The sequence below is a fragment of the Microtetraspora sp. NBRC 16547 genome (assembly GCF_030268965.1).
Classification (GTDB): domain Bacteria; phylum Actinomycetota; class Actinomycetes; order Streptosporangiales; family Streptosporangiaceae; genus Microtetraspora.
Window position 1 is genome coordinate 327,512 of record NZ_BSSE01000003.1, and the last position, 23,788, is coordinate 351,299.

20 protein-coding genes are annotated in these 23,788 nt (G+C 71.4%); 18 read left to right on the forward strand and 2 right to left on the reverse strand.

Translation table 11 applies throughout. From position 1 onward, the window contains the following. Positions 1-23 precede the first annotated feature (23 nt). Positions 24-1,250 carry a DUF58 domain-containing protein gene (locus QSK17_RS06825; RefSeq protein ID WP_285703588.1) on the reverse strand — a complete coding sequence of 409 codons (1,227 nt, stop codon included), beginning with the start codon at positions 1,248-1,250 and terminating at the stop codon, positions 24-26. Between the two features lie 58 nt (positions 1,251-1,308). After that, complete coding sequence (locus QSK17_RS06830) at positions 1,309-2,319, reverse strand: AAA family ATPase (RefSeq protein ID WP_502889150.1); 1,011 nt, start codon at positions 2,317-2,319, stop codon at positions 1,309-1,311. Between the two features lie 443 nt (positions 2,320-2,762). Between QSK17_RS06830 and mraZ the strand changes: the two genes are divergently transcribed. The 18 genes from mraZ (at position 2,763) to QSK17_RS06920 (ending at position 23,715) form a co-directional block, all read left to right on the forward strand. Further along, positions 2,763-3,194 (forward strand): division/cell wall cluster transcriptional repressor MraZ, encoded by a 432-nt coding sequence (gene mraZ / locus QSK17_RS06835; RefSeq protein WP_285703589.1) that lies wholly within the window; start codon positions 2,763-2,765, stop codon positions 3,192-3,194. A gap of 254 nt (positions 3,195-3,448) precedes the next feature. Next, positions 3,449-4,429 (forward strand): 16S rRNA (cytosine(1402)-N(4))-methyltransferase RsmH, encoded by a 981-nt coding sequence (rsmH, locus tag QSK17_RS06840; protein WP_285703590.1) that lies wholly within the window; start codon positions 3,449-3,451, stop codon positions 4,427-4,429. After that, positions 4,426-5,484: a cell division protein FtsL gene (gene ftsL / locus QSK17_RS06845; protein WP_285703591.1), complete on the forward strand. Its 1,059-nt coding sequence runs from the start codon at positions 4,426-4,428 to the stop codon at positions 5,482-5,484. Before rsmH ends, ftsL begins: the two co-directional genes overlap by 4 nt. 641 nt (positions 5,485-6,125) lie before the next feature. Next, the gene (locus tag QSK17_RS06850) at positions 6,126-7,856 is read left to right on the forward strand and encodes a peptidoglycan D,D-transpeptidase FtsI family protein (protein ID WP_502889161.1); all 1,731 of its coding nucleotides are present in this window, start codon (positions 6,126-6,128) and stop codon (positions 7,854-7,856) included. A gap of 40 nt (positions 7,857-7,896) precedes the next feature. Next, a complete protein-coding gene (locus QSK17_RS06855; protein WP_285703723.1) occupies positions 7,897-9,468 on the forward strand; it encodes a UDP-N-acetylmuramoyl-L-alanyl-D-glutamate--2,6-diaminopimelate ligase in 1,572 nt (523 codons plus the stop codon). Positions 9,469-9,516: 48 nt separating this feature from the next. Next, entirely contained in the window at positions 9,517-10,884 is a 1,368-nt protein-coding gene (locus QSK17_RS06860) for a UDP-N-acetylmuramoyl-tripeptide--D-alanyl-D-alanine ligase (RefSeq protein ID WP_285703593.1), read from the forward strand. Beyond that, positions 10,881-11,957 (forward strand): phospho-N-acetylmuramoyl-pentapeptide-transferase, encoded by a 1,077-nt coding sequence (mraY, locus tag QSK17_RS06865; RefSeq protein WP_285703594.1) that lies wholly within the window; start codon positions 10,881-10,883, stop codon positions 11,955-11,957. Before QSK17_RS06860 ends, mraY begins: the two co-directional genes overlap by 4 nt. Next, entirely contained in the window at positions 11,939-13,357 is a 1,419-nt protein-coding gene (gene murD, locus QSK17_RS06870) for a UDP-N-acetylmuramoyl-L-alanine--D-glutamate ligase (RefSeq protein ID WP_285703595.1), read from the forward strand. The genes mraY and murD overlap by 19 nt, the downstream gene beginning before the upstream one ends. A gap of 77 nt (positions 13,358-13,434) precedes the next feature. Continuing rightward, positions 13,435-14,670: a putative lipid II flippase FtsW gene (gene ftsW, locus QSK17_RS06875; RefSeq protein WP_285703724.1), complete on the forward strand. Its 1,236-nt coding sequence runs from the start codon at positions 13,435-13,437 to the stop codon at positions 14,668-14,670. Between the two features lie 37 nt (positions 14,671-14,707). Beyond that, positions 14,708-15,787, forward strand: a complete 1,080-nt coding sequence (murG, locus tag QSK17_RS06880; RefSeq protein ID WP_285703596.1) for an undecaprenyldiphospho-muramoylpentapeptide beta-N-acetylglucosaminyltransferase — start codon at positions 14,708-14,710, stop codon at positions 15,785-15,787. Between the two features lie 34 nt (positions 15,788-15,821). Then, positions 15,822-17,219, forward strand: a complete 1,398-nt coding sequence (gene murC, locus QSK17_RS06885; protein WP_285703597.1) for a UDP-N-acetylmuramate--L-alanine ligase — start codon at positions 15,822-15,824, stop codon at positions 17,217-17,219. Positions 17,220-17,379: 160 nt separating this feature from the next. Then, on the forward strand, positions 17,380-18,048 hold the full coding sequence (locus QSK17_RS06890) for a cell division protein FtsQ/DivIB (RefSeq protein WP_285703598.1): 669 nt from the start codon (positions 17,380-17,382) through the stop codon (positions 18,046-18,048). A gap of 245 nt (positions 18,049-18,293) precedes the next feature. Further along, positions 18,294-19,727, forward strand: coding sequence for a cell division protein FtsZ (ftsZ, locus tag QSK17_RS06895; RefSeq protein WP_285703599.1), 1,434 nt, complete (start codon positions 18,294-18,296; stop codon positions 19,725-19,727). Between the two features lie 22 nt (positions 19,728-19,749). Further along, entirely contained in the window at positions 19,750-20,472 is a 723-nt protein-coding gene (locus tag QSK17_RS06900) for a YggS family pyridoxal phosphate-dependent enzyme (RefSeq protein ID WP_285703600.1), read from the forward strand. Positions 20,473-20,682: 210 nt separating this feature from the next. Then, complete coding sequence (locus QSK17_RS06905; protein WP_285703601.1) at positions 20,683-21,213, forward strand: cell division protein SepF; 531 nt, start codon at positions 20,683-20,685, stop codon at positions 21,211-21,213. Positions 21,214-21,296: 83 nt separating this feature from the next. After that, positions 21,297-21,584: a YggT family protein gene (locus QSK17_RS06910; protein ID WP_285703602.1), complete on the forward strand. Its 288-nt coding sequence runs from the start codon at positions 21,297-21,299 to the stop codon at positions 21,582-21,584. A gap of 49 nt (positions 21,585-21,633) precedes the next feature. Further along, positions 21,634-22,497: a DivIVA domain-containing protein gene (locus QSK17_RS06915; RefSeq protein ID WP_285703603.1), complete on the forward strand. Its 864-nt coding sequence runs from the start codon at positions 21,634-21,636 to the stop codon at positions 22,495-22,497. Between the two features lie 48 nt (positions 22,498-22,545). After that, positions 22,546-23,715: a hypothetical protein gene (locus QSK17_RS06920; RefSeq protein ID WP_285703604.1), complete on the forward strand. Its 1,170-nt coding sequence runs from the start codon at positions 22,546-22,548 to the stop codon at positions 23,713-23,715. Positions 23,716-23,788 lie beyond the last annotated feature (73 nt).

A 23,788-nucleotide genomic window follows, 5' to 3' on the forward strand; every position in this document is an offset into this window, starting at 1 on the left:
GCTCGTTCCTCGCGGACCACTCCTCACGCCGCGCTCCTCTTGTACGCCGCCTCCGGCCAGACCGTGGCGAGGGAGGTGCCCGAGGGAAGCCGGAGCACCCGCCACCCGCCGGCGGCCAGTACGCCCTGGGCCGCCTCGAACGACCCGTCGGGGGCGCCGTCCCAGCTCGTCACGTCGAGCAGGACCGCGACCCCGGTCACGCCGGGGTGCCGCAGCCGGGCCAACGCCTGTGCCTCCTCGACGTCGATCGCCCCGAGGACCGCCACGATGAGCCCGTCACCGCCACCCTGCCGCAGGGCCGCGACGCCGTGTTCCAAGGAACGCGCCGAGCTCTGCCGTACGACGGAAAGGGTGTCGGGCAGCGACCACGAAAGGCCGCCCTCGACGAGTTGCTGCGGGCCCTGATCGGTGACCAGGCGCAGGCCGAGGCCCTCGTGCGCCAGGTGTACGCCGATCGACGCGGCGGCGGAGACCGCCACCTCGAACGACGAGCGTGGTCCGTCGCCCCGGTGCGCGTGCCGCCGGGTGTCCAGCAGAAGCGCGCCCCTGCTCTGCCACTGCTGCTCCTCGCGCCGCACCATCAGCTCGCCGCGCCGGGCGGTGGACCTCCAGTGGACCCGCCGCAGGTCGTCTCCCTGGCGGTACTCGCGCGGCGCCACGTCGTCGTCTCCGGCCGCCGCCACCGAGCGCGTACGGCTGTCGCCGCCGCCGCTCCACTCGCCGGAAAGGCGCACGTGGGGGAGGGGGACCACCTCGGGGACGACCACCAGCGTGTCCGTGATGGTGAACGACCGGGCGAGCTCGACCATCCCGAACGGATCGGTGATCCGAACCGACAGGGGGCCGATGGGGTAGCGGCCGCGCAGGTCGGAGTGGACCTTGTAGTCCACCTCCCGGACGCCACGCGACTCCACCCGGTCGAGGACGAACCTCGGCCGCGTGCCCAGCGCGTACTGCAGGTTGTCCTCGACGAGCAGCAGCCCGGTGGGCAGCCGGGTCACGTTCTCCAGCCGGAGGGTGACCGTGCTGCCGGTGCCCGCCTCGACGCGGGCGGGGTCCAGGCGCCTGGCGCAGGTCAGCCGGTAGCGGGTCCTGGCCACGACCATCGCGGCCAGGAGCGGCATCGCGATGATCAACACGGCGATCCGCAGCAGGTCCTGCTCGCCGAGGACGAGGGCGCACAGCAGCGCCGCCACCCCGGACGCGAGGAAGGATCTGCCGCGTGAGGTCAGCGCCTTGAGCCCCGTCATCGAATCTCCTTGAACTCTCCTGGAACGGAGCTCCCGGGCCGCGGGCCCGGGAAGGACGTCAGTTCGTGTCCGGCACGGGGACGCGGCGCACCAGCTCGGCCACCACCTGCTCGGGGTGGCGGCGCTGCCCCTGCGCCTCGAGGCTGGGCAGGAGCCGGTGCGCGAGCACGGGCACCGCCAGGTCCTGCAGATCGTCCGGGATCACGTAGTCGCGGCCTGACAGCGCGGCGTGCGCCCTGGCCGCGCGCACCAGATGGAGGGTCGCGCGCGGCGAGGCGCCCAGGCGCAGGTCGGGGGAGCGCCTGGTCGCGGTGACCATGTCCACGGCGTACTTCTTCACCGCCTGGGAGACGTAGACCGCGCGGACCGCCTCGATGAGCGCGCGCACCTCGGCGGTCGTCGCCACCGGTTCCAGCTTTCCGAGCGGCTGGGCGGCGCCGTGCACGTCGAGCATCTCCAGCTCGGCCGTCGGCTCGGGATACCCCATCGCGATCTTCGCGGTGAAGCGGTCCCGCTGCGCCTCGGGGAGCGGATAGGTGCCTTCCATCTCGATCGGGTTCTGGGTCGCGATCACCATGAACGGCGACTCGAGCGCGTAGGTGACGCCGTCGACCGTGACCTGATGCTCCTCCATGCACTCCAGCAGCGCGGACTGCGTCTTGGGGGAGGCGCGGTTGATCTCGTCGCCGACGACGATGTTGGCGAAGACCGGTCCCGGCTTGAACTCGAACTCCCGGGTCTGCTGGTTGTACGCGCTGACGCCGGTGATGTCGCTCGGCAGCAGGTCGGGAGTGAACTGGACGCGCCTGACGGGGCAGTCGATGGATCGGGCCAGCGCCTTGGCCAGCATCGTCTTTCCGACGCCCGGTACGTCTTCGATGAGGAGGTGGCCCTCCGCGAGGAGAACGGTGAGGGTGAGCCGGATGACGTCGGCCTTGCCCTCGATCACCGACTTGATCGCCCGGCCGATCCGATGTGCGGTGTCGACCAGGTCCTCCAGCCGGTTGCCAGCGTCGGGGGCGACGTCGGGAGTTACTGCCACCTGGCCTCCATGAGGATGAGCCCCCATGAATGGGGCGTTTGGCGTTCCTTATCCATTCTGTGTACCGACCTTATGACGGCTCAGGTTCCTGGGCGACTTTGTCCGGAAATCCGGTTGAACTGCCCATAGTGTTATGAATCCGTTTCTCGTTGAGGTCGCGCGATCGTCCGAATCCGGTGACATTACGCGCTCCACTTTCCTCCACCAAGCGGCCACCGCGCGCCGGAAGCCCGCCCGCGCCGGGCTTCCGGGTCGCCGGACGGCGGTTCCGACACGCCAGTGCGGGGGTTGCGGGGCCTCGGAGCGCCCCACTCCGCACCACCTCAATTGACCTGCGGGAATGCGAAGGAAATACGGCGCGACGAGGGCCGGAATCAGTTGACGGTGGGGAGAAGTGGAGTATGGTGGTGCGCAGTGGAGGGCAGGGGCGAAAGCGCTGAGCGCTCCGCAAGGCACGGGAGGTGGAGCCGGTGTTCCTCGGCACCCACCAACCGCGTCTGGACGACAAAGGACGGCTGTTCCTGCCGGCGAAGTATCGCGAGGAGCTGGCGGAGGGTCTTGTGATCACCAAGGGCCAGGAGCGCTGCCTCTACGTCTTCCCCGTAGAGGAGTTCCAGCGCATCACCGAGGCTCTGCGCACCGCGCCGGTGACCGCCAAGGCGGTCCGGGATTACAGCCGGGTCTTCTTCGCGAGCGCGTCCGACGAGACGCCGGACAAGCAGGGACGGATCACGATTCCCCCGAGCCTGCGGCAATACGCCGGCCTGGAACGTGACTGCGCCGTCATCGGAGCCAACACCCGCCTGGAAATCTGGGACGCCGCGGCCTGGGAGGTCTATCTGGCGGATCAGGAGCAGGCGTTCTCCGACCTTTCCGAGGAGGTGTTGCCCGGAGTCCTGTGAATTCGTGACAGATGGTCTCCCGCCGAATGCGAGAGATCAGGAAAGACCCGTCGGTGACGTTCGGCGAGGTCTCCACCCGCTCCCAGCGGCACCTGATGCACCTTCCCCGGTGTCAGGTTCCGCGGCAGGCGACGCGGATGGGGACCTGGCCGGGCGGGTCGGCTCCATCCGGGACCGGCCCTTTGGGTGGGGGATCCAGAAGAAGATCACCGGCGGCAGCCGCACATCCGCGAGCTTTGCAGCGGCAGCTTTATTTGGGGGTTACAGCGTTGTCGGATTTCTCCGAGCAGCCGGCCGGTCACGTTCCGGTCATGCTCGATCGCGTTCTGGATCTTCTGGCTCCGGCGTTGTCCGGGCCGGAGCCCGTGGTCGTCGACGCCAACCTCGGCCTGGGCGGACACGCGCAGGCACTGCTCGCCGCCCACCCCTCCCTGCACCTCGTCGGCATCGACCGCGACCCGACCGCCATCGAGCGGTCCACCGCGCGCCTCGCGCCCTACGCGGAGCGCACCACCATCGTGCGCGCGGTCTCCGACGAGCTGACCGACGTCCTGGACCGCATCGGGCGGCCGCGGGTCAACGGCGTGCTGTTCGACCTCGGCGTCTCCTCGCCCCAGCTCGACGAGGCAGAGCGCGGCTTCGCGTACTCCTACGACGCCCCCCTCGACATGAGGATGGACCGGGACCAGGACCTCACCGCGGAACAGGTCGTCAACACGTACTCCGCGGCGGAACTGACCCGCATCCTGCGTGACTACGGCGAAGAACGCTTCGCCGCACGCGTGGCGAGCCTGATCGTCAAGGAACGGTCCAAGCAGCCCATCACCTCCACCAAGCAGCTCGCCGACCTGGTCAGGTCGGCGATCCCCGCCGCGACCCGGCGGACGGGGGGCAACCCCGCGAAAAGGACTTTCCAGGCCTTGCGCATCGAGGTGAACGAGGAGCTGACCGCTCTGGAGCGGGCACTGCCCGCCGCTCTCGACGCGCTCGCGCTGGGCGGGCGCGTGGTCGTGCTCGCCTACCACTCCTTGGAGGATCGGCTCACCAAGCAGGTCCTCGCGGCGCGAACCAGGGACACCAGCCCACCCGGGCTGCCCGTCCCGCTCGAGGCCCACCAGCCCCGGTTCCGCCTTCTGACGAGGGGAGCGGAGCTCCCGGACGAAGACGAGTTGGCCCGCAACCCGCGGGCGGCGTCGGCCCGGTTGCGGGCGGCAGAGAGGATCCGCCAGGGATGAGGACTGAGCAGGAGAACCGGCAGGCGGCGCGACGCGTTCCCGCGAGGGGGCGCACGGCGGCGAACACCACCAACCGCGCGCAGAGCGGTCGCGACGGACGGCAGGTTCGCGGAGGGGAGGCCGGGGATCCGCTCACGCGGGGGACCCGCGGGCCTGCCGCCGCGGAGCAGGCCGTCCCTCGGGCCGAGTCTCCGGTAGGGCGTGGCGGGCGTGGCGTCACCGCCACCGACGCCGCGAAGACCCCCGGCGGTGCCAGAGGCGCGGGCGCGTCGAAGGGGACCGGTGTCACGAAGGGCGCCGGTGTTCCCAGGACCGTCGGCGCTCCGCGGAGCGAGAGTGCCCCCAAGGGCCGGAGCGCGGTGAACGGCACGGGTGTGAGGAACGGCACGGCGACGCGTTCGGCCTCCGCACGCTCGGCCGCGAGCCCGTCCGCGCGTCCGGCTGCGAGCCCGTCCGCACGTTCGGCTGCGAGCCCGTCCGCACGTTCGGCTGCGAGCCCGTCCGCACGTTCGGCCGCGCGGCCGTCGGCGCGTCCCACCGGGCGCGCGCCCAAGACCGCGCCGGCCGAGGCGCCCATCGCGGGTACGGCCCCGGCGGCAGGCAGGGCCTCCGCGGCCGCCGCGCCCGCCACGGCCGAGCCGGTCGTCGTCCGGCAGACCCGGCGTCCGGCAAGGCGCACGGCCGTCTCGAACAGCGCCGCCGCGGCCGCGAGGGTCGGCAGGCGGCCGCCCCGCGCGCCGTTCGTGCTGCTCGTCGTCGGCCTGCTCTGCGGCGGCCTGGTCAGCCTGCTGCTGCTGAACACCGTGCTCGCGCAGGACTCGTTCGAGCTGAACGACCTGCGGTCGGGCACCGAGCGGCTGCGCCAGCAGGCGGACGAGCTCGGCAACCGGGTCCGCACGCTGACCCAGCCGGGCGCGCTCGCCGAGCAGGCCCGCGGCGGCACCGACGTGCGCCCCGCCCCCTCTTCACCCCCGAGTTTCGTCTCCGCCGATCCGCAGCCCGGCAGCCCTACCAGCAGCGCGGGTAAGCGTGAGGCGGAGGGCGCGGGCCGGTGAGGGAGGGCGGCGGCCGGAACCCGGGGCCCGGCCGCGGCTCCGGTGGACGCGGCGGTCAGGGCCCCGGTGGTGGTTACGGCGGGCGCGGCGGCCAGGGACCGGGCGGTAACAGCTCGGGCCGGCGCGGCCCGCAGAATCCAGGCGGTGGCAGGGCCACCCCCGGTTCCGGCAGACCCACGTCCGGTTCCGGCAGGCCCACGTCCGGTTCCGGCAGGCCCACGTCCGGTTCCGGCAAGCCCGCCTCGGGCTCCGAAAAACCCGCCTCGGGCGGTAAATCCGCTCCGGGCTCCGGCAAGCCGGGGTCCGGCTCCGGCAAACCCGGCTCCGGAGGCCGGTCCGGCTCCCCCAACGGCCGGTCCGGCGGGCCGCCGAGGGAACCCCGCCCCGGCGCTTCCGGCGGCCCGTCCAGAGACGCACGTCCCGGCGGGCCGCGCCGTACGAGTGAGGACCCGGTCAGAACGGGCCGCCAGGGCGCTGAGTCGCGTTCCGAAGGCGCACGCGCCCCGAGAGGGGACGACCGGCAGGAGACCATGCGCTCGCGCGGTCTCCGCCCGCCCGGTCGGCCTCCGGGCGGCCAGCCGTCCAGAAACCAGCAGCCCAGAAACACCCCACCCAGGAACCAGCCGCCCCGGCCGCCCGCCGTGCTCCGGTTGGGCGACCCGGAGCGGCGGCTGCATGCCGGGCTGATCGCCATGGCGTTCGTGCTGTCCCTGTTCGCGGGGCGCCTCGTCCAGCTCCAGGGTCTGGACTCGAAGGTGCTCCAGGCGAAGGCGGCCCAGTATCGGGTCCAGCCGGAGACGCTGCCGGCCAAGCGCGGCTCCATCACGGACATGAAGGGCCACGAGCTGGCCCTCACCGTCGACGCGGCCGAGATCTACGTGGACCCGCACGAGGTGGACCCGAATAAGCGGGACCTGGTCGGCGCCACCCTGGCCAGGGAGCTGAACCTGCCCAAGGAGAAGGTCGCCGCCGCGCTGGCGAAGACCGACCAGCGGTACATCCCCCTCGACCGGGACGTCGAGCCACTGCGCGCCAAAAGGATCATGAGTCTGCGCTTCAAGGGCGTCGGCTCCAAACCGACCTACCGCCGCCTGTATCCCGGCGGCAAACTCGCCGGCAACCTGATCGGCTTCGTCGGCTTCGACGGGCACGGGCTCGAAGGCATGGAGCGCACGTACGACAAGGTCCTCGCCGGGCAGGACGGCCAGCAGAGCATCGAGATCGGCCGGCGCGGCGAGCGCATCCCGATGACGCGCAGCACCCGCAAGGAGCCGGTGCCGGGCCGCGGCGTGCGCCTCACCATCGAGCGGGACATCCAGTGGGCGGCCGAGCAGGCGATCGACCGTCAGGTCCGGGCGAGCAAGGCGCTCAGCGGCAGCGTGATCGTGATGGACACCAAGACCGGCCAGATCATCGCCATGGCGAACTCCCCGGGCGTGGACCTGAACCACTGGGACGCCGTCTCCGAGACGGAGCGGAGCAACCGCGCGGTGTCCGAGGTCTTCGAGCCCGGCAGCACGAACAAGGTGATCACCGCCGCCGCCGCGATCGAGCACGGCGGGGTCACGCCGGACACCGTCTTCCGGGTGCCCGACCAGATCCAGTGCGCGGACCGGACGCTCAAGGACGCCCACCCGCACGCGCCGGAGCGGCTCACCTTTACGGGCGTCATCGCGGAGTCCAGCAACGTCGGCACGATCCTCGCCGCCCGCAAGATCAGTGACCAGCGGTTGTACGACACGATCCGGGCATTCGGATTCGGCTCCACCAGCGGCGCGGATCTGCCCGGCGAGCAGGCCGGGCTGCTGCCCCCGTGGCAGTCCTGGTCCGGCAGCCAGCGCTGCACCGTCGCGTACGGCCAGGGCGTCTCGGTCACCGCCCTGCAGATGGCCAGCGTCTACCAGACGATCGCCAACGGCGGCGTGCGGGTGACGCCCTCGCTGGTCGCCGGCACCACCGACGACCACGGACGGCTGGTCCCGGCCCCCACCGCCAAGCAGACGAGGGTCATCAGCGAGACGACCGCCCGGCAGATCTCCGGGATGCTCGAAGCCGCCGTGGGCAACGACGGCACGGGAACGGAGGCGGCGATCCCCGGATATCGTGTGGCGGGTAAAACCGGCACGGCCATGCGGTATGACCAGAAGTGCGGTGGGTACTGCGGTTACACGGCCACGTTCGTCGGATTCACTCCGGCGGACGCGCCGCGTCTGATGGCGCTGGCCGTCATCCAGGACCCGAAGAAGGGCCACTACGGTGGCATGGTGGCCGCGCCCGTTTTCAAGGAGGTCATGAGCTTCGCCTTGAAGACCATGAAGATCCCGCCGACCGGTACGAAGGCGCCCAAGGCCGTCCTTCGCGCCGGAGAGTGACCGGGGAAGGTACGCTCTCGCCGTGCGTCCCCCGTTCTCCATGCGCCCCGAGGCCGTTCCGGCCCGTCCGCTGTCCGGCCTGACGGCCCTTCTCGGCACGTCCTCCGTGGTGCCCTCACCAGGCGCCAAGGCGCCGCGCGGCGCCGTGACCGGCGTCAGCATCGACTCCCGCCGCATCCAGCGCGGTGACCTGTACGTCGCCCTCCCGGGCAGGAACGCCCACGGTGCCGCGTTCTCCCGTGACGCCATGGCGGCGGGGGCGGTCGCGATCCTCACCGACGAGGAGGGCCGCGACGCCGCCGCGGCCACCGGCCTGCCGGTGCTGGTCGTGCCCGACCCGCGGGCCCTGCTCGGGCAGGTCTCCGCCTGGGTGTACGGCCGGCCCGCCCGCGACGTCATGGTCATCGGCGTCACCGGCACCAGCGGCAAGTCGACCTCCACCTTCCTGCTGGAGGCAGGACTCCGGGCGGCCGGTCACCGCACCGGCCTGGTCGGCGGCGTGGAGATCCGCGCGGGCGACCTGCGGTTCACACCGGAGCTCACCACCCCCGAGGCCACCGACCTGCACGGGCTGTTCGGGCTGATGCGGGAGCAGGGCGTGACCGCCGCGGCCATGGAGGTGTCCAGCCACGCGCTCGCCCTCGGGCGCGTGGACGGAATCTTCTACGATGTCGCGATATTCACAAATCTGTCGCAGGATCATCTGGACTTCCACAGCGACCTCGAGGACTACTTCGCCACCAAGGTGAAGTTGTTCACCCCCGAGCTGTCCCGCGTGGGCGTGGTCAACATCGACGACCCGTACGGCCGCGAACTCCTCGGCCGGGCCAAGGTCCCGACGACGACGTTCTCCGCCAAGGGGGACGCCGAGGCCGACTGGCGGGCCGAGGACGTACGCCTGGACGCCGACGGCAGCACCTTCCGCGTGGTGGGCCCGGGGGGAGTCGAGGCCGACGCCTCGGTGGCCCTGCCCGGCCCGTTCAACGTGGCGAACTCCCTCGGCGTGATCGTCGCGCTCGTCGAGGCCGGTGTCGGCCTCCAGGCGGCCGTGGGCGGCATCGGCTCGTTCGTCGGCGTGCCCGGACGGATGGAGCGCGTGCCCGGAGCGGTGGGCTTCCAGGCGATCGTGGACTACGCTCACAAGCCCGGTGCCGTAGAGTCGGTCCTCGGCTCGCTGCGCGAGGTGACCCAGGGCCGTCTCGTCGTCGTGCTGGGCTGCGGCGGCGACCGTGACCGCGGCAAGCGCCCGATCATGGGAGAGGCGGCCGCGAGGCTGGCCGATGTCGCGATCCTCACCAGCGACAATCCCAGGACCGAGGACCCGCTCGCGATCCTGGCCGCGATGATGGAGGGAGCGCTCAGGGTGCCCAAGGGCGAGCGAGCGCACGTGATCGTGGAGCCCGACCGGGCCGCCGCGATCGACCTCGCGATCTCGGGAGCGGGAGCGGGAGACGTGGTTGTCGTGGCCGGCAAGGGCCACGAGCAGGGGCAGTACGTCGAGGGGCGGGTCATCCCCTTCGACGATCGCGAGGTGGTCGCCGAGGCCATCTCCAGGAGAGGAAGCCGAGCCGGGCATGACGCGGGGCGGGAAGCGCCGCCGCACCGTGCGTGAGGCGAGGCGGAGTCGACCGATCAACGTGATAGAGAGCAGGAAAGACGCATGATCCCGTTGCCGCTGGCCCGGGTCGCCGAGATCACCTCGGGTGCGCTCACCGGCATGGCCGACGCCCGGGCCGTGGTCCGCGGTCCCGTCGTGATCGACTCGCGGGCCGTCGCGCCGGGATCGCTGTTCGTCGCGATCAAGGGCGAGCGTGCGGACGGGCACGACTTCGCCGCGCAGGCGTGCGCGGACGGCGCGGTGGCCGTCCTGGCGTCCCGGCCCGTCGAGGCGCCGGCCGTGATCGTCGAAGACGTCCTGGCCGCCATGGCCGCACTGGCCGCGACTGTGGTGTCCGAGCTACGGGACGCGACCGTGGTCAGCCTGACCGGTTCGGCCGGCAAGACCACGACCAAGGACCTGCTGGCCAGGCTGGCCGCCCGGATGGGGCCCACCGTCGCCACCGTCGGCTCGTACAACAACGAGATCGGCTACCCGCTGACCGTGCTGCGCGCGGACGAGGGGACGCGGTTCCTGGTCCTGGAACTCGGCGCGAGGAACATCGGCCACATCGCCGACTTGGCGCGGATCGCGCCGCCGCGGATCGGCGTCGTGCTGAACGTGGGCACCGCCCACCTCGGCGTGTTCGGCGGCAAGGAGGCCATCGCGCAGGCCAAGGGCGAACTCGTGGAGACGCTGCCGGAGGACGGCGTGGCCGTGCTCAACGCCGACGACCCCCTGGTGGCCGCCATGGCCGCCCGCACCCGCGCCCGGGTGACCTTCTTCGGCCGGTCCGCCGACGCCGGGATCCGGGCCGAGGGCGTGACGCTCGACGGCCGGGGACGCGCGTCCTTCACGCTGCGGACGCCGTCCGGCGCCGCCCCGGTACGGCTCCGCCTGTACGGCGCGCACGCCGTGGAGAACGCCCTGGCGGCGGCCGCGGCCGCCTACGAGCTGGGGCTCCCCGTCGGGACGATCGCCGAGGAGCTGTCGGAGGCCGAGCCGCGTAGCCGCTGGCGCATGGAGGTCACCGAGCGGGCCGACGGCGTCACCGTCGTCAACGACGCCTACAACGCCAACCCCGACTCGATGTGCGCGGCGTTCGGCAGCCTCGCCGTGATCGGCGAGGGGCGGCGCAAATTCGCGGTGATCGCCGCGCTGCGCGAGCTGGGAGAGGAAAGCGCGGCGCTGAACGAGCAGCTCGGGCGGCTCGCCGCGGGCGCCGGGCTGGAGGGGTTGATCGTCGTCGGGGAGGACGCCGGGCCGGTCCTGGCGGGCGCGCCGGGCGCGCTGTACGTGCCCGACGTGGAGACGGCCGCCGCCGAGCTGTCGGCGCGGCTCGCCCCCGGAGACGTGGTGCTGGTGAAGGGGCCGCGGGCCGAGGCGCTGGAACGGGTCGCCGAGGCCCTGCTCGGAGGTGACGACCGGTGAGGAACATCCTCATCGCCGCCGCGGTGTCGCTGCTGCTCTCCATGGCGGGCACGCCGCTGGCCATCCGGCTCTTCGCGCGGCGCGGCTACGGCCAGAACATCCGTGAGGAAGGCCCGTCGGGGCACTACGACAAGCGGGGCACCCCCACCATGGGCGGCACCGTGATCGTGATCGCCGCGCTGATCGGGTACTTCACTGCGCACCTGATGACGTTCTTCTCCTCGACGCCGGAACCGCCGACCGTGTCGGCCCTGCTGGTGCTGTTCCTGATGACCGGCCTCGGCCTCGTCGGGTTCCTGGACGACTTCATCAAGATCTACAAGCAGCGCAGCCTGGGCCTGCGCAGCGGCGCCAAGGCCCTCGGCCAGCTCATCGTCGGCGCGGTCTTCGCCGTGCTCTGCGTCCAGTTCCCCAACGCGTACGACATCACGCCGGCCGAGACCAGGCTGTCGTTCCTGCGGGACTTCGGGCCGGCGTCCATCGGGATCGTGGCGTTCACGATCTGGGTGCTGTTCATCATCGTCGGCTTCTCGAACGCGGTGAACCTCACCGACGGTCTGGACGGGCTGGCCAGCGGCGCGACCGGTGTCGTGCTGGCGTCGTACGTGCTGATCGGCAACTGGCAGCTGCGCAACAGCTGCACCGCGGCACTAGGCCCCAACTGCTACGTCGTCCGCGACCCGCTGGACCTGGCCGTCGTCGCCGCCGCCGTCCTCGGCGCGCTGGTGGGCTTCCTGTGGTGGAACGCCCCGCCCGCCAAGATCTTCATGGGTGACACGGGGTCGCTCGCCCTGGGCGGCGTGATTGCCGGTCTGGCCGTCACCACCCGCACCCAGCTCCTGCTGGTCGTCCTGGCGGGCCTGCCCGTGATCATCACCGCGTCGGTCATCATCCAGGTCGGCTTCTTCAAGATGACCGGGAAACGGGTGTTCCGGATGGCCCCGCTCCAGCACCACTTCGAGCTGAAGGGGTGGGCGGAGACGACCATCGTGGTGCGGTTCTGGCTGATCGCCGCGCTCTGCGCCGCCGCCGCCCTGGGCCTCTTCTACCTCGAATGGATGCCCAAGCAGTGAGCGTGGTCGTCGTCGCCGGGCTCGGGGTCTCCGGCGCCGCCGCCGCCCGCGGCCTGGCCGAGAGCGGCGAGCGGGTCGTCGTGCTGGAGGCGAACGCGGGGGAGAGCCAGCGGGCGGCGGCCGCCGAGCTGGCCCCCCTCGGCGTCGAGGTGCGGTTCGGCGAGCCGGTCCTGCCCGAGGGGACGTCGCTCCTCGTCACCTCGCCCGGGTGGCGACCCGGCCATCCGCTGCTGGTCGCCGCCGCGCGGGCCGGCGTCGAGGTGATCGGCGAGGTCGAGCTGGCCTGGCGCCTTCGCGGCTCCGACGGCCCCGACGGCTCCGCCGCCGCGTGGCTCGCCCTGACCGGCACCAACGGCAAGACCACCGCCGTCCGGATGCTGACCTCGATCCTGGTCGCGGCCGGCCGCAACGCCGTCGCCGTCGGCAACGTCGGCGTCCCGATCGCCACGGCCGTGCGCGAGCCGTACGACGTCCTGGCGGTCGAGCTGTCCAGCTTCCAGCTGCACTGGTCGTCGAGCCTCGCGCCGCACGCGGCCGCGCTGCTGAACGTCGCCCCCGACCACATCGACTGGCACGGGTCCTTTGAGGAGTACGCCGCCGCCAAGGCGCGGATCTTCGAGAACGCGGGCGTGATCGTCTACAACGCCGACGACGAGTGGTGCGAGCGCCTGGCCGCGCCGTACCGGCCGGGCGAGGTCCGCGGCGGACGGGCCCGGCTCGTGGGCTTCACGCTCGGCACGCCCCTGCCCGGACAGCTCGGCGTGGTCGAGGAGCTCCTCGTCGACCGGGCCTTCGTGGCCGATCCAGTCCACGAGGCCGAGGAGCTGGCCGACCTCCACGACATCGTGCCGTTCGCGCCGCACAACGTCGCCAACGCGCTCGCCGCCGCCGCGCTCGCCCGCTCGTACGGCGTGCCCGCGGACGCCGTACGACGTGGCCTGCGGACCTTCACCCCGGACCCGCACCGGATAGCGCACGTGGCCACGGTGGACGGGGTCGACTACGTGAACGACTCCAAGGCCACCAACCCGCACGCCGCGGCCGCCTCGCTCGCGGCGTACCCGTCTATCGTGTGGATCGCCGGAGGCCAGCTGAAAGGCGCGGACGTCGACGACCTGGTCCACCGGGCCGCCCCGCGACTGCGCGGAGCGGTGCTCCTCGGCCAGGACCGCGAGCGAATTCGGCAGGCTCTGGCGCGACACGCGGCGAATGTTCCGGTGGTTGACGTTCCGGGGCAAGACACTGGGGTCATGGACCGCGTCGTCGGGGAAGCCCGGCGGCTCGCATCTCCCGGGGACACCGTGCTCCTCGCGCCCGCCGGGGCGTCGCTGGACATGTGGCCGGGTTACGGGGCGCGGGGGGACGCCTTCGCACGCGCGGTTCACCGGCTTTCCGGCTAGACGTCACGCCGGGAGATTCGAGGACGAAAGCGCACATGACAACTGAGGCGGCGGAGAAGCCCGCGAACGCGCACGACATGCTCCGATGGCGGGCCCGGCTCCGGGAGCTCCTCGGGCGGCCGCTGGTCTCCTACTACCTGGTCCTCGGGTGCAGCGCGCTGCTCCTCGCGCTCGGGCTGATGATGGTCCTGTCGGCGTCCAGCATCGAGTCGATGCAGATCAGTCAAGGACGCTCGCCGTTCGATCTGTTCCTGCGGCAGATCGGCGCGGCCGCCATCGGGCTTCCCCTCATGTGGCTCTGCTCCCGGCTGCCGCGGCGCATCTTCCAGCTCGCGGGCTATCCGCTGCTGGTGCTCTCGATCATCGGCCTGGTCATGGTGATCTTCATCGGTGCCACCGAGCTCGGCGCGCAGCGGTGGATCTACATCGGCGGCTTCACCGTCCAGCCGTCGGAGCCGGCCAAGCTCGCGCTGGTCCTGTGGGGCGCCGACATGCTGGCGCGCAAGGCGCGCGGCGGCCTGATCGAGTGGCGGCACCTGCTGGTCCCCCTGATGCCGGGCGTGGCCATCGTCGCGGTCCTGGTCATGCTCGGTAGCGACCTCGGCACGACGATCGTGCTCATGCTGATCTTCCTCACCCTGCTGTGGGTGGTCGGCGCTCCGGTGAAACTGTTCGGTGGGGTCCTCGGGCTGCTCGTGCTCGCCACGGTCATCATGATCACGGTGAAGCCGTACCGGATGGACCGCATCACGAGTTACCTGCATGCGTGGGACAACCCGCAGACCTCGGGCTTCCAGGCGGTCCAAGGACAGATCGCGATGGGAACCGGAGGCTGGTTCGGTCTCGGCCTGGGCAGCAGCCGGGCGAAGTGGGACTGGGTGCCGCACGCCGAGAGCGACTTCATCTTCTCGATCCTGGGCGAGGAACTCGGCCTGATGGGCACCCTCGTGGTGATCGCCCTGTTCGGCCTGCTCGGCTACGCCGGGCTGCGGATCGCGTCGCGGGCCAATGACCCGTTCATCCGGCTGGCCGCCGCCGCGTCGGTCGCGTGGATCGCCGGTCAGGCGATAGTCAACATCGGCGCGGTGATCGGGGTGCTGCCCATCACGGGCATCCCGCTTCCGCTGGTGTCCTACGGAGGATCGGCCCTGTTGCCGACCCTCGCCGCGCTTGGCATGTTGTTGTCGTTCGCCAAGCAGGAGCCGGGAGCGGCCGAGGCCCTCGCCGCTCGTGGACCGGGACCGGCCGCTCGGGCTCTAAGCTGGCTTGGCCTGGGTCGTCCGGCGGTGAGATCTCGCCGCGCGGGCCGATGACCCCGGCGCTCGATCCGACCCGAGGGCAGGGAGTGACATGAGAGTGGTCCTCGCCGGCGGAGGCACGGCCGGCCATATCGAGCCGGCGCTCGCGCTGGCCGACGCGCTTCGCCAGCTGGATCCGTCGATCGGGATCACCTGTCTCGGCACCGAGAGAGGCCTGGAGACCCGCCTCGTGCCCGCCCGGGGATACGAGCTCGCGCTGATCCCCGCCGTGCCGCTGCCCCGCGCGCTGACGCCGCAGTTGCTCGCGGTGCCCGGCCGGCTCGCCGGGGCGATCAACGCGGCGGCCGGCGTCCTGGACCGCGTCCAGGCGGACGTCCTGGTGGGATTCGGCGGGTACGTCGCCACCCCGGGCTACCTCGCGGCGCGCCGCCGCGGCGTCCCGATCGTCGTCCACGAGGCCAACCCGAGGCCCGGGCTCGCCAACCGCCTGGGCGCCCGGCTGACCGACCATGTCTTCACCGGCCACCCCGACACCGCGCTGCCGAACGCCCAGTGCGTCGGCATCCCGCTGCGCCGCGACGTCGTGACGATGGACCGCTTCTCCCTGGGAGACAAGGCGAGGTCCTATTTCGGGCTGGAGTCCGACCGCACCACGCTGCTGGTGTTCGGCGGCTCGCAGGGAGCCCGCTCGGTCAACCGGGCGGCGCTCGACGCCGCGCCCACGCTGCGGGCCGCGGGCATTCAGGTGCTGCACGTGATCGGCCCGAAGAACACGGTGGAGGTGGAGCCCCCGCCCGGCGACCCGCAGTACGTGATCCTTCCGTACGTGGACCGAATGGACCTCGCCTACGCCGCGGCCGACCTCGTGCTGTGCCGCAGTGGCGCGATGACCTGCGCCGAGCTGACCGCGGTCGGGCTGCCGGCGGCGTACGTCCCGCTGCCCCACGGCAACGGCGAGCAGCGGCTCAACGCCCAGCCGATCGTCCAGGCGGGCGGCGGCCTGATGGTCGACGACGCCGACCTGTCGGCGGAATGGATCATCCGGATGCTCCTGCCCATCCTGCAGGACCCGGAGCGGGTCGCGATGATGTCCGAGGCCGCGTCGCGGATGGGCCGCAAGGACGCCGACGTCGTCCTGGCCCGCAAGGTCCTGGAGATCGCCTCCCGATGAGAACGAAGACGGCCCGAGGAGCGGGGAACCACCAGTGAGTCTTGTCAAGCTCGTAGGACACGTCCCGGCGGATGAGCTGGGACGGGTGCACTTCATCGGCATCGGCGGCGCGGGCATGTCCGGCATCGCGCGCATCCTGCTGAAGCGCGGCGTGCCCGTGTCGGGCAGCGACGCCCGCACCTCGGAGATGCTGGGCGAGCTCCGCGATCTCGGCGCCGTCGTGTACGTGGGCCACGCCGCCTCGCACATCAAGAACGTCGACACCGTCGTCGTCTCCACCGCGATCCGGGACTCCAATCCCGAGTTGGGGGAGGCGCTGCGGCAGAACCTGCGGGTCATCCCGCGGGCCGCGGCGCTGGCCGCCGTGATGGCCGGGCGGAACGGCATCGCCGTCGCCGGCACCCACGGCAAGACCACGACGACCTCCATGCTGACGGTGGCCCTGCAGAAGTGCGGCGCCGACCCGTCGTACTGCGTCGGAGGGCAGCTCGTCACCACCGGACTCGGCGCGGACGAGGGCAACGGCGAGGTCTTCGTGGCCGAGGCCGACGAGAGCGACGGGTCGTTCCTCATGCTCGCGCCGCGCATCGCGGTGGTGACGAACGTCGAGCCCGACCACCTGGACAACTACGGCGAGCCGCAGGCCGTCTACGACAGCTTCGCGCGTTTCGTCGAGCGGGTCGGCTCGGTGCTCGTGCTCTGCGCCGACGACCCGGGCGCCGCGGCGCTCGCGCCGATCGCCCGCGAGCGCGGCCTCAAGGTCCTCACGTACGGCGAGGCCGAGGGCGTCGACTTCCGCGCCGTCGACATCGTTCCGAGAGGCCTCGGCCTGGAGTTCACCGTGGTCGGCCACGGCACCGTGCGGCTCGCCGTCCCGGGCCGGCACAACGCGCTCAACGCGACGGCCGTCCTGGCCGTGGCCCTGGAGCTCGGCCTGCCGTTCGACGAGGTCAGGGACGGACTCGCGGTGTTCACCGGAGCCAAGCGGCGGTTCGAGGCCAAGGGCGAGGCGCGCGGCGTCTCCGTGTTCGACAGCTACGCCCACCATCCGACGGAGCTGGCGGCCGACCTGCAGGCGGCGCGTGACGTCGTGGCGGACGGCGGCAGGGTGATCGCGGTCTTCCAGCCGCACCTCTACTCCCGCACCCGCTTCTTCGCCGACGAGTTCGGCGCCGCACTCGGCCTGGCGGACGAGGCGATCGTCCTGGACGTGTACGGCGCCCGCGAGGACCCGGAGCCGGGTGTCTCCGGCGCGCTGGTGGCCGGGAAGGTGCCGCTGCCGCAGGATCGCGTCGCGTACGCGCCGGAGAGGTCCGCGGTGCCCGCGCTGGTGGCCGGGCGGGCCCGGCCGGGGGACATCGTCCTCACGATGGGCGCGGGGGACGTGACCGAGCTCGGCCCGCGGATCGTCGAGGCACTGTCCGCCGAGTGAGCCGTGGTGGCGATCGCGGAGCGCCGGCCTGGCGGGTCCCGCTGATTCCCGGCGAGTCGCGGCGAGTCGCGGCGTCCGACGGCCTCTGGGCTGCCAAGGTGGGGAGCCGAACCAGCGAGTACGCCACCTGAGGGCTGCCGCCCGCCGATCGGAGTGAGACGTGAGGACGACCATCTGGCGAGTGGGTCTGGCGACCCTGCTTACGGGTGGCGTGGTCGGGGCGGCGACGTGGCTGGTCTTCTACTCCTCCGTGCTCGGGGTGCGGGACGTGCGGATCAGCGGCAGCGTGAGGGTGCCCGCGGACGAGGTGCGCCGCGCCTCCGAGGTGACGCCGGGCACACCGTTGGCCCGGGTCGACCTGGAAGAGGTGCGGCGACGGGTCGCCGCGCTGACCCAGGTGGAGTCAGTGCGCGTGGAGCGCGGCTGGCCGGGGACGCTCCAGGTCGCGGTCGTCGAGCGCACTCCGGTGGCCGTGGCGAAGGTGAACGGCAGGGCCGTGACCGTGGACCGCTACGGCGTGTTCCTGGGCGACGCGGCCGTGACCGTCCGGCTGCCCCTGCTGCGCGTCCAGCGGCCCGCTCCCGACGACGCCGCCACCAGGGCCGCACTGACCGTGCTGAGCGCCCTTCCCGAAGGTCTGGGGGCGCGTGTCGGCGAGGTTCGCGCGCCGTCACCCGCGTCCATCTCGCTGATCCTGGCCGACGGCCGTACGGTCACGTGGGGGGACTCCGAGCGGTCGGCGGAGAAGGCGCGGATCCTGCAGCCCCTCCTCAGGACCCCGGCGGACAGCTATGACGTGAGCTCGCCCGACGTGGTGACGGTGAAGTGACATTTCTCACGGCACACGCGATCACGCTGGACAGGCGTGATCAGAGGCGCGCGCGAATCGGACAGGCCGCGACACGCCGGACGGCGCTTGTGGCGAGGTTAGTTGACCCTGGGGGAGGGGCAACCCTACTGTCCGTATCAATCTTCAGGTTGACATAACTCTAAATCTCAACTTGAGGGTAAGAGTTTTGAGACAGCGCGGGCACTGCCCGCATCCAACGTAAACGAGCGGAAAGGCCCCTCGTCGTGGCAGCACCGCAGAACTACCTCGCGGTCATCAAGGTCGTCGGCATCGGCGGCGGCGGAGTGAACGCCGTCAACCGGATGATCGAGGAGGGACTCAAGGGCGTCGAGTTCATCGCCATCAACACCGACGCCCAGGCGCTGCTGATGAGTGACGCCGATGTAAAGCTTGACGTGGGCCGCGAGCTCACTCGCGGCCTGGGCGCCGGCGCCAACCCCGAGGTCGGCCGTAAGGCCGCCGAGGACCACCGCGAGGAGATCGAGGAGGTCATCAAGGGTGCCGACATGGTGTTCGTCACCGCGGGCGAGGGCGGCGGCACCGGCACCGGCGGCGCGCCGGTCGTGGCCAACATCGCCCGCTCGCTCGGCGCCCTGACCATAGGAGTCGTGACCCGGCCCTTCAGCTTCGAGGGCAAGCGCCGGGCGATGCAGGCAGAGGCCGGCATCGAGACCCTCCGCGAGGAGGTGGACACGCTGATCGTCATCCCGAACGACCGGCTGCTCTCCATCTCCGACCGGCAGGTCAGCGTGCTGGACGCGTTCAAGGCCGCCGACCAGGTGCTGCTCTCGGGTGTGCAGGGCATAACCGATCTGATCACCACCCCCGGACTGATCAACCTGGACTTCGCCGACGTGAAGTCCGTCATGTCCGGCGCGGGTTCCGCGCTCATGGGCATCGGTCACGCCCGCGGCGACGACCGCTCGGTCGCCGCCGCCGAGATGGCGGTGTCCAGCCCGCTGCTCGAGGCGAGCATCGACGGCGCGCACGGCGTGCTGCTCTCGATCGCGGGCGGCTCCGACCTGGGCCTGTTCGAGATCAACGAGGCGGCCCAGCTCGTGTCCAACGCGGCGGCTCCTGACGCCAACATCATCTTCGGCACGGTCATCGACGACGCGCTCGGCGACGAGGTGCGCGTGACGGTCATCGCCGCGGGCTTCGACGAGCCGACGCCGGTCAAGCCGGCGGCCGCGCCGGCTCAGGCCGGGGCGCGGCCGCAGCCCGCCCGTCCCGAGCCCGCCCGCCCGGCCGCGCCGGCGCCCGCACGGCCCGCCGCGTCCCCCGCTCCAGCCAAGCCCGAGCCGCGGGCGGAGCAGCCCGCGCCGGTCCGTCCGGTGTCCAGCCCGTCCGCTCCGGTCACCCCGGTGGCGCCCGCCCCGCAGCCCGAGGCGGTCCAGCCGCCCAAGCCCCCGGTGACGCCGGTTCCCGAGCGGGCGCCGGAGATGCCGGAGCCTTCCGCGTCGTTCTCCCGGGAGGGCGCGGCGGAGCCGTCGCGGTCCGAGCAGAGCCCGTCGAACACGGGCCCCTTCTCGATTCCGCGCCCCACACCCGAGCCGCCCACTCCGATCACCTCGCGCGTCAGCCAGCCGGCCACCCGCCGGCCGGTGGTGTTCGAGGAGCAGGAGGAAGAGCTCGACGTGCCCGATTTCCTCAAGTGACCCTTCCCACACGCGAGTACATGTGAACGACGCACGACGCGAGGAGCTCGCGGCGGGCCTGGCCGAGACGGAGGCGCGCATCCGCGATGCGTGCCGTGCCGCCGGCCGGGGCCGTTCCGAGATCACGCTCATCGCGGTGACAAAGACCTACCCCGCCTCCGACGTACGGCTGCTCGCCGAGCTCGGGGTGACAGACGTCGGTGAGAACCGGGACCAGGAGGCCGCCCCCAAGGCGGCCGAATGCGCCGGCCTCGGCCTCACCTGGCATTTCATCGGCCAGCTGCAGACCAACAAGGTCCGCTCCGTGGTCTCCTACGCCGATCTGGTCCACTCGGTGGACCGGCCCCGGCTGGTGGACGCACTGAGCCGCGAGGCAGTGAAGGCGGGCCGGGAGATCGGCTGCCTCGTCCAGGTGTCGCTGGACACCGCGCCGCCCACCTCGGGCGGCGTCGCGGAGCGTGGTGGGGTGATTCCCGCCGCCGTTCCCGAGCTGGCCGACGCCATCGCCCGAGCCGACAACCTGCGGATTCGCGGTCTCATGGCCGTCGCGCCGCTGGGGGAGGAGCCGGGCCCGGCGTTCGCCCGTCTGGCGGAATTGGCACGCGCGCTCCGGAACGATCACCCCGGTGCGGACGTTGTATCGGCGGGGATGAGTGGTGACCTCGACGAAGCGATAGCCAATGGCGCGACACACCTGCGTGTCGGTACGGCGTTGCTCGGCCGCAGGAAGCCCTTCGTCAGGTAATGTCCCCCAAGTGGACCTTGGTGTCCGCAACCAGGTAGAGGTCGATCAGCGGTCAGCTCCACGGGGGTACGGCTACCGCCCTGGCCTTCCAAAAGGGACCTAGAAGGCATGAGGGGGAGGGAGCCGGGCCGGAACCGGCCGGGACTGCCAGGCAGGACCGACCGGCGCGTGGCGCGGTGACCGACCCGGTGACACGGAGGACGACGAGAGATGGCCGGCGCGATGCGCAAGATGGCGGTCTACCTCGGTCTCGTGGAGGACGACCGCTACGACGACAGGTACGTGACCGAGTACGCGAACGACGAGGACTACGCCGACGATGACTACGAGTCGGCGCGCCGGGGATTCTCCGCCGGGGGGCAGAGCGGACACGCGGCGTCCCAGGAGCACGACGAGGACGGCGACGCATCGGTCCCCGCGCCCCGACCCTCGACCACCGTGCTCGAGCGGCGTACGACCGATCTGGCGCGGATCACGACCCTCCATCCCCGCACGTACAACGAGGCGCGCACGATCGGGGAGCACTTCCGTGAGGGCACTCCGGTCATCATGAACCTTACGGAGATGGTCGACAGCGACGCAAAGCGTCTTGTCGATTTTGCGGCAGGTCTCGTCTTTGGCCTACACGGCAGCATCGAACGTGTTACCAACAAGGTGTTCCTGTTGTCCCCCGCCAACGTAGAGGTGACCGCCGAGGATAAGGCCAGAATCGCGGAACGTGGCTTCTTCAACCAGAGCTAGAGTTCCATGTATGGACAGTGATCGGCTGAGCGGTGCCCAAAGGGACCGGAGACTGCGGAACAGGACGGAGGTGAGGCTCGGCCGTGGGGATCGTCGGTGAGATCTTGGTCGCTGCACTCTCCCTCTACCTCGTTCTGTTGATCGGCAGAATGATCTTTGATACGGTGCAGCTTTTTGCCCGCTCCTGGCGGCCTTCAGGGGTCGTCCTGGTAGTGGCGGAGGTCACTTACACACTGACCGACCCGCCTCTCAAATTTCTCCGCCGTTTTATTCCGCCCCTGAGGTTGGGTACGGTGGCCTTTGACCTAAGCTTCACAGTGCTGTTCATTGTGGTCTTGGTCTTGATCCAAGTCGTGTCCGCGCTTCGTTGATCGGGAACCGTCCCTCCGGACAGACTCCAAGCGCGCCAAGGAGACTCAAATGCCGCTGACGCCCGCCGATGTGCGGAACAAGCAATTCAGTACCACCAGGCTGAGGCCGGGGTACGACGAGGAGGAGGTCGATGCCTTCCTAGACGAGGTTGAGGCAGAGCTCGACCGCCTCATCCAGGAGAACGAGGAGCTTCGCGCCAAGCTGGCCGAGTGCATGCGCGGCAAGGTGCCGGGTGGCATGAACATGGCCGGGGGCATGCAGATGGCCCCCGCCCCGGTCGCCGAGCCGAAGCCCGAGATGATGGTGCCGCAGCCCGAGCCCATCAAGCCTCCGGAGCCCGTCCGTCCCGAGCCCGTCCCCGTCGGCATGGGCATGCCGCCCGCCGAGGACAACATGGACACCGCGGCCCGGGTGCTCGCCCTCGCCCAGCAGACCGCCGACCAGGCGATCGCCGACGCCCGCCGCGAGGCGGACGAGACCGTGACCCGCGCCCGGCGTGAGGCCGACGACATCCTCGGCAAGGCCCGCCGCCAGGCCGAGCAGATCATCGGTGACGCCCGTGCCCGCGCCGAGACGCTCGAGCGCGACGCGCAGGAGCGCCACCGCCAGGCCATGGGTTCGCTGGTGCAGAACCGCGACGAGCTCGAGCGCAAGGTCGAGGAGCTCCGCAGCTTCGAGCGGGAGTACCGCAGCCGCCTGAAGCTCTACCTGGAGCAGCAGCTCGCGGATCTGAACGTCTCGGCAGAGAACAGCGGCGGCTTCCCGATCGTGGGCGCGGCCCCGGCGATGGCGCACGCCGTCGCCCCGGGCCCTCAGCCGATGCCGGGCAGCCCCAACCCCTTCGGCCAGGAGCCCGTACAGCACTCTGGCGCGTTCCCGACCCCCGACGGCCCCCACAACGACCGCCGGTAAGGCGAGGGGTCGCATCCTCCTCGCGACCCGCTTCTCGGAGATCCCCCCGTGATCCTTATCAGTGCCGCGCTGGTGCTCGTCGCCATCGGCCTGCTCATCGCAGGTGTGGTCCTGGCAAAACCGTTCCTCGTGATGTGGTCGATCGTGGTCAGCGTGCTGTCCGCGGTCTGCCTGCTGATCGGGGCGTTGCTGAGGCGCCATGAGCTGTTCCCCGCCGGCGGACGTGCCGCGGAGGAACCGGTTCAGGCTCCTCAGGGCGCGGCGGTTCCCCAGTTGGCGCACGCCGGCATCCCTGGCCATCCGGGCGTGCCCGGGCAGGTGGGTCTTCCCGGACACGTCGGGCATCCCGCGTTCGGCGGGGCCCCGGCGCATCCGGTGGCGCACCCCATGATGGGAGTTCCGCCCGCTCCGCCTCCCGGGGCGCAGCCGCCGTCTGCCTTCCCGCAGCAGCCGGCGCGGCCGCTCTCTCGACCGCCGGCCTCGGCTTCGGCGGGACGGGAGCTCGGACCCGACGCGATCGTGCTGGTCGTCCCCGGCAGGAAGCGGTTCCACCTGGCGGACTGCCGTCAGCTCCACGGGCGTGAGGTCGAGGAGTTGACGCACGAGGAGGCGCGTGAGGAAGGCTTCACGCCCTGCACCTCCTGCGTTCCGGAAGGGGCCGCACGGGTCGCCGCGGAGCCTGATGAGGGTACGGCGGGAGTGGCCGCCTCCAGCGAGACCACTCCCAGCGAGGCCGTGGCGAGTGAGACCACTTCAGGCGGCATCACGCCGAGTGAGCCCACATCAGAGGCAACCGCCTCAGAGGAAACCGCGGCAGATGGAATCACCGCCGGTGAGACCGCGGTCATGGAGACCGTGGCGCCCGCCGGGGAGACCGTCCCATCGGTTGAGAGCATGACGAAGAACACGGAGCCGGCGGAACCGGCCGAGACCGCGGATCCCGGGCGCGCCGGGTCGGCGGACCCGGCCGGTTCCACCACGGCGACCGTGTCCCGTTCCCTCTTCGACCCCATGGTGCGGCCGGAGGATACGGCGGACACGGGGGATACGGCGGACATGGCGTCGCCGGACGTCGTGATGTTCATGACCGGCACCCGCAGGTACCACCTGTCCGGATGCCCCCTGATCAAGGCCGCCCCTGAGGGCAGCGTCGAGACGAAGACCAGGACCGAAGCGGAGGAGGCCGGGCTCACTCCCTGCCCCGTGTGCACCGCGTAGGTTCCGGACCTCGCCCGGCAGCAGGACCCGCGTACGGGTTCCGCTGCCGGGCTTTTCTCATCCTGCGGCCGGG